The sequence below is a fragment of the Brevundimonas sp. GN22 genome (genome assembly GCF_054824005.1).
The window spans coordinates 35,624-46,676 of record NZ_JSYD01000075.1; the positions used below are offsets into that span (position 1 = coordinate 35,624).

Here is an 11,053-nt window from a genome sequence, read left to right on the forward strand (position 1 = left end):
CGATCAGTTCACGAACGGGAACTTGAACTCGGTGAGGAGAGCCTTGGCTTCCTCATCGGTCTTGGCCGTGGTGCAAACGACGATGTCCATGCCCCACATCTGGTCGATCTGGTCATAGTTGATCTCCGGGAACACGATGTGCTCCTTCAGACCGGTGGCGTAGTTGCCACGACCGTCGAACGAGGTGCCCTTGAGGCCACGGAAATCCTTCACGCGCGGCAGCGCGATAGTGATGAACCGGTCCAGGAACTCGTACATTTGGTCGCCGCGCAGCGTCACCTTACCGCCGATGACCATACCTTCACGCAGCTTGAAGCCAGCGATCGAGTTACGGGCCTTGGTGGCAACAGCCTTCTGACCAGCGATAGCCGTCAGATCCTTGAGGGCTGCGTTAGCCTTCTTGGAGTCAGCAACAGCTTCACCGATACCCATGTTCAGGACGATCTTGTCCAGCTTGGGCACCTGCATTTCGTTCGTGTAACCGAACTTTTCCTTCATGACCGAACGGATACGCGAAACGTACTCGGTCTTCAGGCGCGGGGTGTATTTCTCGGTAGCCATCAGATGACGTCTCCGGTCGACTTGGCGAAGCGGACCTTTTGGTCACCTTCAACCTTGAAGCCAACGCGAGTCGCCTTGCCGTTGGCGTCAGCGATTGCGACGTTCGACAGGTGAAGCGAGGCTTCTTTGTTTTTAATGCCGCCTTGCGGATCAGCCTGGGTCGGGCGCGTGTGGCGCTGAACCATGTTGATACCTTCAACGACGACGCGGTTTTCGGTCGGAAGAACCTTGAGCACCTTGCCGGTGCGGCCCTTATCCTTGCCGGTCAGGACGATAACGTTATCGCCCTTCTTGATCTTGGCAGCCATGGTTACAGGACCTCCGGAGCCAGCGAGATGATCTTCATGTGGTTCTTAGCGCGAAGCTCACGCGGAACCGGGCCGAAGATACGAGTGCCAACAGGCTCGTTCGACTTGTTAACGATGACGGCAGCCGACTTGTCGAAGCGGATGACCGAACCGTCTTTGCGTTGGATATCCTTGGCGGTGCGAACGACGATGGCGCGAACGACATCACCCTTCTTAACGCGACCGCGCGGGATAGCTTCCTTCACAGAGGCGACAATGGTGTCGCCGATCGAGGCGTAACGACGTTTAGAACCGCCGAGCACCTTGATGCACATGACCCGGCGGGCGCCCGAGTTATCGGCCACTTCCAGGTTAGTTTGCATCTGGATCATAAGATCAGATCCTTCTGATTACGAGGCCGAAGCCGGGGAAAGGACTTCCCAGCGCTTCAGTTTGGACTTGGGGGCGCACTCGACGATACGAGCGATGTCACCGACCTTGAGGACGTTGGCTTCGTCGTGCGCGTGATACTTCTTCGAAAGACGGACCGTCTTTTTCAGAACCGGGTGGAGCAAAGTACGCTCCACCTTAACCACGACGGTCTTGTCGCCCTTGTCGGACACGACCACGCCTTCGAGAATTCGCTTGGGCATATTCGTTTCCTTACGAAGCGCGCTTCTCACGCAGAAGCGTGGAGATGCGAGCGATATCTTTGCGCACTTCACCCACGCGGTGGGTTTTTTCCATTTGGCCGGTAGCCGCTTGGAAGCGCAGGTTGAACTGTTCCTTCTTGAGCTTCAGGAGCTCTTCGGACAGTTGGTCGACGGTTTGCGACCGGAGATCTGCGATCTTGGTCATTATGCGGCTTGCTCCATTACGATGCCGGCATCCAGGCGGGTAACCACCTTGGTACGGATCGGCAGCTTAGCTGCGCCGAGGCGCAGAGCTTCACGAGCGATATCGTCCGGCACGCCGTCGATTTCGAACATGATGCGGCCCGGAGCAACGCGAGCTGCCCAGTGATCCACGGCGCCCTTACCTTTACCCATCCGGACTTCGGCTGGCTTACCGGTAACCGGCAGGTCAGGGAAGATACGGATCCACACGCGGCCTTGACGCTTCATGTGGCGGGTAACAGCACGACGGCACGCTTCGATCTGACGAGCAGTGATGCGTTCCGGCTCCATGGCCTTCAGGCCGTACGAACCGAAGTTCAGCGAGAAGCCGCCCTTCGACGAACCGCTGATACGGCCCTTAAAGGCCTTACGGTACTTGGTCTTTTTAGGTTGCAGCATGGTCTAATCAGCCCTCACGACCACGACGCGGACCGCGGTCACCGCGGGGGCCACGTTCACGGCCTTCGTTGGACGACGGACCCGAGGCTTCTTGGGCCCAACGCTTGTCCTGAGCCATCGGGTCGTGCTCGAGCACTTCACCCTTAAAGACCCAGACCTTCACGCCGATGATGCCGTAGGTCGTCTTGGCTTCATAGAAGCCGTAGTCGATGTCGGCACGCAGGGTGTGAAGCGGAACGCGACCTTCACGGTACCATTCCATACGAGCGATTTCTGCACCGCCGAGACGGCCCGAAACGTTGATACGAACGCCCTTTGCGCCGAGACGCATGGCCGATTGCATCGAACGCTTCATGGCACGACGGAAGGCCACACGGCGTTCCAGCTGCTGAGCGATGTTTTCAGCGATCAGCTGAGCGTCGGTTTCCGGCTTACGGACTTCGACGATGTTCAGGTGAACTTCGCCTTCGGTACGAGCCGCAATGTCCTTGCGCAGCTTGTCGATGTCAGCGCCCTTCTTGCCGATCACGACGCCCGGACGGGCGGCGTAGATCGTCACACGGCACTTCTTGTGCGGACGCTCGATGATTACGCGGGCAACGCCAGCGGCCGAAAGACGATCTTTCAGCCAAGCACGCAGCGCCAGATCCTGGTGCAGCAGCTTAGCGTAGTCAGCACCGCCGGCGAACCAGCGGCTGTCCCACGTGCGGTTCACGCCAAGGCGCAGACCAATCGGATTGATTTTCTGACCCATTAGGCGGCCTCACCTGCTTCGCGAACCACGATGGTGATTTCGCTGAACGGTTTCAGGATGCGCGACGAGCGACCACGAGCGCGGCTCGCAAAACGCTTCATCACCAGGTTCTTACCCACGAAGGCTTCGGCAACGATGAGGTTGTCGATGTCCAGGTTGTGGTTGTTCTCGGCGTTCGAGATGGCCGAATACAGGGCCTTACGAACGTCGATGGCGATGCGCTTGCGGCTGAACTCAAGCTCGTTGAGAGCTTTTTGAACCGGCAGGCCACGGATCGAGGCAGCTACCAGGTTCAGCTTCTGCGGGCTGATACGAACGTTAACCAGCTTAGCGCGGGCTTCGTTCGCAGCAACACGACGGGTGTTCTTGGTCTGGGCCATGGATTATTTCCTCTTGGCCTTCTTGTCCGCAGCGTGACCCGGGAAGTTACGGGTCGGCGCGAACTCGCCGAACTTCATGCCAACCATCTCTTCCGAGACGGCGACAGGAACGTGCTTCTGGCCGTTGTAAACGCCAAAGGTCAGACCCACGAACTGCGGCAGGATGGTGGAGCGACGCGACCAGGTCTTGATCACATCTTTACGGCCCGACGATTGAGCGGCGTCGGCCTTCTTGAGCAGATACCCGTCGACAAACGGGCCTTTCCAGGAGGAGCGGGCCATTCTTAGCGAGCCTTCTTCACGTGACGGCTACGGATAATGTACTTGTCCGTGGCCTTGTTCTTGCGAGTACGGGTACCCTTGGTGTCCTTACCCCACGGCGTAACCGGAGTACGACCGCCCGAGGTACGACCTTCACCACCACCGTGCGGGTGGTCGATCGGGTTCATGGCAACGCCGCGGACGTGCGGACGGAAGCCCATGTGACGCTTGCGACCAGCCTTACCGAGGTTCTGGTTCATGTGGTCCGGGTTGGACACGGCACCAACGGTAGCCATGCAGCCATCCAGAACCATACGAAGTTCACCCGAACCCAGACGGATTTGAGCGTAACCTTGGTCGCGGCCAACCAGCTGGGCGTAAGCACCAGCCGAACGAGCCAGCTGAGCGCCCTTGCCCGGCTTCATTTCCACGTTGTGGATGATGGTGCCGACAGGGATCGAGCGCAGCGGCATAGCGTTGCCCGGCTTCACGTCAACCTTCTCGCCAGCGACGATGGTGTCACCAGCCTTCAGGCGTTGCGGAGCGATGATGTAGGTCTTCTCACCGTCAGCGTACGTCACCAGAGCGATGAACGCGGTACGGTTCGGATCGTATTCCAGGCGCTCAACGGTGCCGATAGCGTCGAACTTGCGACGCTTGAAGTCGATCTTACGATAGAGGGTCTTAGCGCCACCGCCACGGAAGCGGACAGCGATACGACCACCCTGACCACGTCCGCCCGACTTGGTCAGGCCTTCGGTCAGCGACTTTTCCGGACGGCCTTTGTGCAGCTCGGAACGATCAACCAGCACCAGGGCGCGGCGGCCCGGCGAAGTCGGATTGTAATGCTTCAGAGCCATCTGATTAGAGCCCCGTCGTCACGTCGATCGACTGGCCTTCAGCCAGCGTCACGATAGCTTTTTTGATGTCCACGCGACGGCCGTTGATGCCACGGAAGCGCTTGGTCTTGCCCTTTTGAACCAGGGTATTGACCTTGAGGACGTTGACTTTGAACAGGGATTCAACCGCAGCAGCGATTTCATCCTTGGTCGAGGTACCGGCAACGCGGAACACGACTTTGTTCTGTTCCGACAGGATCGTGGCCTTCTCAGTGATGATCGGGCTCAGGATGGTGTCGTAGTGCTTGGCGGTAGGTTGAGCGGCGGCCATTATGCGGCTTCCTTCTCAGCAAAGCGCGCCTCGATTGCTTCAACAGCAGCCTTGGTCAGCACAAGTTTGTCAGCACGCAGGATGTCATAGACGTTCAGGCCGGCGTTCGGCAGGACGTCGATGTGCGGGATGTTGCGAGCAGCGAGGCCGAAGTTGGTGTCAACTTCCGGACCAGCAATGATCAGAGCCTTGTTCCAGCCCAGAGCACCGAAAGTGGCGCGCAGGGTCGAGGTTTTGGCTTCAGCAACCGAAACGGTGTCTACGACAACCAGGTCGCCGGCCTTGACCTTCGAGGACAGGGCGTGACGCAGAGCCAGGGCGCGGACTTTTTTCGGCAGCGAGAAGCCGTGGTCGCGAACGACCGGACCGAAAGCGCGCGAACCACCAACGAACTGCGGTGCACGGCGCGAACCGTGACGAGCGCCGCCGGTGCCCTTTTGCTTGTACATCTTCTTACCCGTACGAGAGTTCTCGTTGCGGGTTTGAACCTTGTGCGTGCCAGCGCGACGCTTGGCCAGCTGCCAGTTCACGGTACGGGCCAGCAGGTCGCCGCGGATGTCGGTCAGGCCGAAAACGGCATCCGACAGTTCCACGTCGCCAGCAGCCTTGCCGTCGAGTTTGATGACAGAGAGTTTCATTACGCTTCACCGCCTTCGCTGGCTTCTACGGCCGGAGCTGCAGCAGCTTCGGTAGCAGCCGACTTCACAGCACCCGGGAACGGGGCTTCAGCCGGACGAGCCTTTTTCACAGCGTCGGTGACCTTGAGGTAGGTACCGTCGTGGCCCGGGACAGCGCCCTTGACCAGGATCAGACCACGCTCAGCGTCAACACGAACGATCGTGAGGTTTTGCTGGGTGACAGTTTCTTGACCGTAGTGACCAGCCATTTTCTTGCCCGGGAACGTACGACCCGGATCTTGGCGGTTACCAGTCGAACCGTGCGAACGGTGCGAGACCGAAACGCCGTGGGTGGCACGCAGACCGCCGAAGTTCCAACGCTTCATCGCACCGGCAAAACCTTTACCGATGGTCAGGCCTTGGACGTCGATCTTTTGACCAGCTACGAAGTGGTCAGCCGACAGTTCGGCACCCACGTCCAGCAGGCCATCCTCGTCCACGCGGAACTCGGTAACGTATGCCTTGGGTTCAACTTGAGCCTTCGCGAAAGCTTCGCGTTGCGGCTTGGCCGTATTTTTGGCCTTCTTAGAGCCAGCGCCCAACTGGAGCGCGACGTAACCGTCACGTTCCTTGGTACGTTGGCCGACGACTTGGCAGCCGTCGAGCTGAAGTACAGTAACCGGCACGTGTGCACCATCATCGGCGAACACGCGGGTCATACCCAGCTTTTTGGCGATCACGCCCGTGCGCATCGGATCCCGCCTCTTCTTTCTTAGATCTTGATCTCGACGTCCACGCCAGCCGACAGGTCGAGCTTCATGAGCGCGTCCACAGTCTGCGGGGTGGGGTCGACGATATCGAGCACGCGTTTGTGCGTGCGGATTTCAAACTGCTCGCGCGACTTCTTGTCGACGTGCGGCGAGCGGTTCACGGTGAATTTCTCGATCAGGGTCGGCAGCGGGATCGGACCACGAACAGTCGCGCCCGTGCGCTTGGCGGTGTTAACGATTTCGCGCGTCGAGAAGTCGAGGACGCGATGATCGAAGGCCTTGAGCCTGATGCGGATGCTTTGATCCATATCGGTTAGTATTCCCATGCGGCCGGAGCCGCGTCCCTGTGAACCATTTCAAAGACCGAAGCCTCAGGGTCGAAACCCCAGGGAACGCAAATCCGCAAAAACGAACGGCCCACACGGTTTCCCGCCTGAGCCAAAAAATCCCAAGAAGCTGCAAAAAGAACAGTAACTTAGGTCGTCCCTGCGAACCGCGTTTGCATCCGGAGATGCACAGCCGGTCCAACAAGAGTGGTGCTTATGCCTTCCGAATCCCTTCGGGTCAAGCACTGAATCCCAAGTCCCATAAGTGTTTGCGCCTCATGAGTTGTCGCCTCATAGCCGCCCCTCCCACCACTTTTCAAGACCCCAATTTGGCCATCTACGACCCCGTGAGAGGCCGAGCCGGAAAAGTTGATTTCAAAACAATGGCCCGCACGCCCCTCCCCTCCAGCCGCATGGAGGGCGATTCCAGAGGGGTTTGGTTAATTTGAATTAAGGGCTGAGGCGAAATGCGGCAGGACCAAGGCAGCAAAAAAGAAACTTCCGACGTACGATCAAATAACGACGTATGTTTGCCTTATTGCGTAACATCGCGGCAACACCATGCCTCGCTAGTCCGAAACATGACAAGTTCGTTACAGCGAACCGCCTCGTTTGACCCTAAGTCGTCTCCACCGGCCCGTTCCTTGGTGAACGAGCCCAAGAAAGTCTTTTAAGGACATACGACAATGAAAACCGTTTTCTTCGCTTCGGCAGCCGTCGCCGCTCTGATCGCTGCTCCGGCTATGGCTCAAACCGTTGGTTCGGCTAGCGTCTCCTACACCCACAGCGACACCGACGTTGCTGCCGTGCAAGGCCTGGACACCGACGCTTTCGCTCTGAACGGCGCTGTCGCCACCCCGATCTTCGGTGACTGGACTGTCACTGCAGAAGCAAACGTCGCCAACACTGAATCGGACCTGGCTGCCAGCGAAACCACCCTGTCGGGTTCGGCTGCCCTGACCAAGGTCATCGGTTCGTACCGCGTCGGTGGCTTCTACGCCGCTAACGAAATGCCGGGTGCAACCCTGAACACCTTCGGCGCTGTCGCTCAGAAGTACTTCGACCGTGCAACCGTTTCGGGCGTCGCTTCGTACGGCTCGGTTTACGACGCCGACATCTACACCGTGAAGGCTGACGCTGCTTTCTACGCAACCTCGGACCTGCGCCTGAACGCGGGCGTTTCGTTCCAGAACGTTGACTTCGGCGGCGCTGACTTCGACACCGTTGCCGGTACCGTTGGCGCTGAATACCAGTTCGCTAACTCGCCGTACTCGGTCTTCGGTGCTTACACCTACACCGACTCGGACGACCTGGCCGTTGAAGACAACGCCTTCAAGATCGGCGTGCGTTACAGCTTCGGCGGTGGCCTGCAAGCCCGCGACCGCGCTGGTGCTCGCATGGACCTGAGCAACAACGTGTTCGTACCGTTCTTCAACTAAGCTTCGCCTTGGTTGAGCCGTAAGGCACACGGAAAAGGCCCCGGTGGATTTCCACCGGGGCCTTTTTGTTGCCTGACGCTCAGTAGGCCCGGTGCGAGGCCACGAAGTCCAGTCGCTGGGACATGAAGTCACGGAAGAACTCCACGCGGCGCCAGTCAGTCGGTGCGCGCTGCAATTCGGCGAGGCGCCGCTCTACCCGATCAATGTAGTGGTCGAGGTGCTGAGCCGTCAGAGCTTCGATCTCGATCTCTACCGGCATTGCCGCACGCTTGGCCTTGATCTGCGCCAGCAGGTCCATAGCCTCGCCCATGTGGCTGTCTTCCATGAACACCGGCACGATGTTCACAGCCGCCAGTCCGTTGATCGCGAACATGGCGATGTACTGGTTGTAGTCGAAGTAGTCGCCGACCGAGTAGGTGCCATAGTGACCGCGGGCTTCATACAGCTTCTGGGCATCGAAGCGGTTCAGCAGCGACAGTCCGAACTCGCGGTTGTGGCACTCCATCAGCACTTGGCCCAGCGACTGGTAGTTCGGCACCGTCACATAGCACCGTGCCTGCTCGTTCATGGCCTGCGCGATATTGTAGATCAGCCGGTGGCTGTCAGGCACGTGCTCCAGCACATTGTCACAGACAACCAGATCGAACTTGCCCAGACTTTCCATGAAGTCGATGTCGTCGGCATCGCCGTAGGTGATTTCGACGGTGTCGAGCGCGTTATTGTCCTCGAGGTTGAGAGCAAAATACTTCAGCTCGGACTCGCCGACCTCTATGCCGCGAACCGTGGCCCCTTGCTGGGCCGCTGCGATGCAGACCCCGCCATAACCACAGCCGATGTCGAGTACGCGCTTGTCGGCTAACGGGCCGGTAAAGTGCGTGACCATCTTATCGACGATCTCTGCACCACGTTCGTTGCCGCTCAAGATGTATTTGAGATGCTCCTCCCAAAGATGGTCTCCATGGGAGATCTCGCGAAGAGCACTCTCAAACTTACCCATATGCCCCATGTGAACGCCTGCCCTCACTCTAAGCCGAAGCCGGATTGATTCTAGCTAACAACGTTATAGATAGAACTCCGGGGATCAACTCATTTGGCAAGCGGGGTGACGTTAATCGCCCCTAGTCCCGACGACGCACCCGTACGTCACCCGAACCGACGGCACGTTTGCTCACATTGCCGGTCACACGATCGATCACGATATCGCCTGCGCCGGCGATGCTTGCCGAGACATCGCGAACAACACCGCCCACCTGCACATCGCCAGAGCCCATAATGTTGACCTGCAACTGGCCGATGCGGCCGTCGGTGATGTCAACATCACCTGAGCCCGCGATGGAAATGCGGGCGTCGCCCTCGGCCCGCTGGACTTCGACATCGCCCGAACCGGCAATATTGATCGAGAGGTCGCCAACCGCCGTGGAACGGATATCTCCGCTGCCACCGATCGAGACATCCAGCTTGCGAGCACTTCCGGTCCACACGTCTCCCGAGCCCCCGATGCTCACCTTGGTGTCGTTGGCGACGTTGGCAATGACCCAGTTGCCGCAACCCGAATGGGCCAGACGAACGTTCTCCGCCCCTCGCCCGATCGCGCCAAAGACGGCGCCGTCGGTTCGCACATCCGCGTCGCGGGGGCCACGGATGATAATCAGCGGAGCGCTGGACAACTCGACACGACCCGTGCCGCGCACAGAGGCGGAGGCCCCCTCACCGGGGCGCGAAGGTGGGGTATCTCCGCGCCTTCCGCCTTCGCAGCTCAAAGCGCGGGTGCGCAGTCCACGGCGGTATATGTTGCCGTCGATGCGAACGTTTCCGCCCTCGCGGACAACTTCCAAGGCGGGCAGGTTGCTGTTACCTTGCTGGACCTCCACCGCAATGTCGGAGCGGGCCTCCGGCATGTAGACGACGCGGGCAATCGCGTTGTCGACGCGGACGGACTGGGCGCTCGCTGCACCACCACCAAGGGTCGCAACTGCGGCACCGGCCAAAAGCAGGGTCAGGGTCTGTTTCATCGTCAGTCTCCTTGTTCGGCCACGTCGCCGTTGTTGGAAGCATGCTGACCCAAGGCTGATCCGATGTCCGCTTAAAAGCCTGTCATTAAGCCCTTTTAATCTTGCGCCTGAATCCGCAGCCCTCCACTGGCCGTAGGATCCGCCACAAACTCGCGCGGGATCGCGGCAATGCGGTTCCCGAGGACCATCATGCGCCTCAGGGGCACAGACATCGCCCACTTCATAGCCAGCGCTGGACCGTTTACGGCCGAAACGGCGGGCGGCTTAAGGCCGCGTGTGCGCATATAGGCGTGGGTATATAGGGCCCCCGTTCGGGCGCGGCTCTCCCAAGTCTGGTATTCCATCGACAGGCTCACACAGAGACCATCGACATTCTCGACGCGGTGCGGCGCGTACAACGGCCACGCCAGCGCCTCGCCCGGATGTAGCTCAAACACCTGCGCATCTGCCTCGAACTCGAGACTGTAGGGCACTTCCTCGGACGTCTGACGGGCGACAACCCTTTCCATCGTGACTTCCGGTAGATGGGCTTCATCAGATGGGTAGACAAACATGCGTTTGATCCCGCGCATGTGGAACAGCACTACGCCGGCCGGATCAAAGTGATACGGCACGCGGGTTCCGGGCGACGAGATGATCAACTGTCCCGAACGTTTGATGGCCCGTAACGATGGGTAGGCCGCTGCAATGTCCCCGAAAGCATCCGTCGCCCGCGACCACAGTTCCAGCCACTGATCCTCAATGCCGCGGAGATTGACCCAGATGCGCGCTCTGCGGACCGCTTCCAGGAGTTCCGCCCCGGTGGCATCGCCTCTTGTGCCCGCGCGCAAGGTAACCTGTCCGCGCTCGTCGAAGCGATATTCGTTGATGTCGATCAGTTCTTCTGGATAGCGGTCCAGCAACGCCGCCAGCGCCGCATCGCCGGTGAGTTCCGCGCTATCCAGCCCGTGGGTGTAAACCGCGCTTTGGCGTATCGGACCCAGCTCACGCTTCGTGCCATAATCATGCATTCTCAGGACTCCCCCGTCCGTATCCGGCTGGCCATGCTCTTGCCTGCAAGAAGGAGACCGCGGCCCTTCCCCAGCCCGCCCGTCTCGCTCGCATCAATCGCAGCCCACCGTCGTCGCGCGCTCACCAGCACGCGCTCGTTTCTGACAACCCTCCCCACGTGGTCGACCCAC

General features: G+C 59.5%; 18 protein-coding genes. 1 reads left to right on the forward strand and 17 read right to left on the reverse strand.

All coding sequences use genetic code 11. The features are described from left to right. Positions 1-3: 3 nt before the first annotated feature. The 14 genes from rplE to rpsJ are packed head-to-tail and all read right to left on the reverse strand — an operon-like array spanning position 4 to position 6,403. Positions 4-561: a 50S ribosomal protein L5 gene (gene rplE / locus OB03_RS11085; RefSeq protein WP_242914275.1), complete on the reverse strand. Its 558-nt coding sequence runs from the start codon at positions 559-561 to the stop codon at positions 4-6. Next, positions 561-869, reverse strand: a complete 309-nt coding sequence (rplX, locus tag OB03_RS11090; RefSeq protein WP_242914276.1) for a 50S ribosomal protein L24 — start codon at positions 867-869, stop codon at positions 561-563. Before rplX ends, rplE begins: the two co-directional genes overlap by 1 nt. A 2-nt stretch (positions 870-871) precedes the next feature. Next, a complete protein-coding gene (rplN, locus tag OB03_RS11095) occupies positions 872-1,240 on the reverse strand; it encodes a 50S ribosomal protein L14 (protein ID WP_167178083.1) in 369 nt (122 codons plus the stop codon). Positions 1,241-1,258: 18 nt separating this feature from the next. Then, entirely contained in the window at positions 1,259-1,501 is a 243-nt protein-coding gene (rpsQ, locus tag OB03_RS11100) for a 30S ribosomal protein S17 (protein WP_242914277.1), read from the reverse strand. Between the two features lie 10 nt (positions 1,502-1,511). After that, the gene (gene rpmC, locus OB03_RS11105) at positions 1,512-1,706 is read right to left on the reverse strand and encodes a 50S ribosomal protein L29 (RefSeq protein WP_242914278.1); all 195 of its coding nucleotides are present in this window, start codon (positions 1,704-1,706) and stop codon (positions 1,512-1,514) included. Then, positions 1,706-2,143: a 50S ribosomal protein L16 gene (gene rplP, locus OB03_RS11110; RefSeq protein ID WP_242914279.1), complete on the reverse strand. Its 438-nt coding sequence runs from the start codon at positions 2,141-2,143 to the stop codon at positions 1,706-1,708. The genes rpmC and rplP overlap by 1 nt, the downstream gene beginning before the upstream one ends. Before the next feature lie 7 nt (positions 2,144-2,150). After that, positions 2,151-2,897 (reverse strand): 30S ribosomal protein S3, encoded by a 747-nt coding sequence (rpsC, locus tag OB03_RS11115; protein WP_242914280.1) that lies wholly within the window; start codon positions 2,895-2,897, stop codon positions 2,151-2,153. Further along, a complete protein-coding gene (gene rplV / locus OB03_RS11120) occupies positions 2,897-3,277 on the reverse strand; it encodes a 50S ribosomal protein L22 (RefSeq protein WP_242914281.1) in 381 nt (126 codons plus the stop codon). The genes rpsC and rplV overlap by 1 nt, the downstream gene beginning before the upstream one ends. Before the next feature lie 3 nt (positions 3,278-3,280). Further along, positions 3,281-3,559: a 30S ribosomal protein S19 gene (rpsS, locus tag OB03_RS11125; RefSeq protein ID WP_167178089.1), complete on the reverse strand. Its 279-nt coding sequence runs from the start codon at positions 3,557-3,559 to the stop codon at positions 3,281-3,283. Positions 3,560-3,561: 2 nt separating this feature from the next. Next, positions 3,562-4,398 carry a 50S ribosomal protein L2 gene (gene rplB / locus OB03_RS11130; protein ID WP_242914282.1) on the reverse strand — a complete coding sequence of 279 codons (837 nt, stop codon included), beginning with the start codon at positions 4,396-4,398 and terminating at the stop codon, positions 3,562-3,564. Positions 4,399-4,402: 4 nt separating this feature from the next. Beyond that, on the reverse strand, positions 4,403-4,708 hold the full coding sequence (locus OB03_RS11135) for a 50S ribosomal protein L23 (RefSeq protein ID WP_242914283.1): 306 nt from the start codon (positions 4,706-4,708) through the stop codon (positions 4,403-4,405). Beyond that, positions 4,708-5,346: a 50S ribosomal protein L4 gene (gene rplD / locus OB03_RS11140; protein WP_242914284.1), complete on the reverse strand. Its 639-nt coding sequence runs from the start codon at positions 5,344-5,346 to the stop codon at positions 4,708-4,710. The genes OB03_RS11135 and rplD overlap by 1 nt, the downstream gene beginning before the upstream one ends. Beyond that, positions 5,346-6,077 (reverse strand): 50S ribosomal protein L3, encoded by a 732-nt coding sequence (rplC, locus tag OB03_RS11145; RefSeq protein WP_242914285.1) that lies wholly within the window; start codon positions 6,075-6,077, stop codon positions 5,346-5,348. The genes rplD and rplC overlap by 1 nt, the downstream gene beginning before the upstream one ends. 20 nt (positions 6,078-6,097) lie before the next feature. After that, the gene (gene rpsJ / locus OB03_RS11150; protein WP_003164367.1) at positions 6,098-6,403 is read right to left on the reverse strand and encodes a 30S ribosomal protein S10; all 306 of its coding nucleotides are present in this window, start codon (positions 6,401-6,403) and stop codon (positions 6,098-6,100) included. A gap of 704 nt (positions 6,404-7,107) precedes the next feature. Here rpsJ and OB03_RS11155 point away from each other — a divergent pair. After that, positions 7,108-7,860 carry a hypothetical protein gene (locus tag OB03_RS11155; protein WP_461344168.1) on the forward strand — a complete coding sequence of 251 codons (753 nt, stop codon included), beginning with the start codon at positions 7,108-7,110 and terminating at the stop codon, positions 7,858-7,860. A 79-nt stretch (positions 7,861-7,939) separates the two neighbouring features. Here the strand turns inward: OB03_RS11155 and OB03_RS11160 are convergent, their stop codons facing one another. The 3 genes from OB03_RS11160 to OB03_RS11170 all read right to left on the reverse strand — a co-directional run bounded on the left by OB03_RS11160 (position 7,940) and on the right by OB03_RS11170 (position 10,882). Further along, positions 7,940-8,782: a class I SAM-dependent methyltransferase gene (locus OB03_RS11160; RefSeq protein ID WP_461344169.1), complete on the reverse strand. Its 843-nt coding sequence runs from the start codon at positions 8,780-8,782 to the stop codon at positions 7,940-7,942. 196 nt (positions 8,783-8,978) lie between these two features. Continuing rightward, on the reverse strand, positions 8,979-9,872 hold the full coding sequence (locus OB03_RS11165; protein WP_461344170.1) for a GIN domain-containing protein: 894 nt from the start codon (positions 9,870-9,872) through the stop codon (positions 8,979-8,981). A gap of 95 nt (positions 9,873-9,967) precedes the next feature. Then, complete coding sequence (locus OB03_RS11170) at positions 9,968-10,882, reverse strand: cupin-like domain-containing protein (RefSeq protein WP_461344171.1); 915 nt, start codon at positions 10,880-10,882, stop codon at positions 9,968-9,970. Positions 10,883-11,053: the final 171 nt, after the last annotated feature.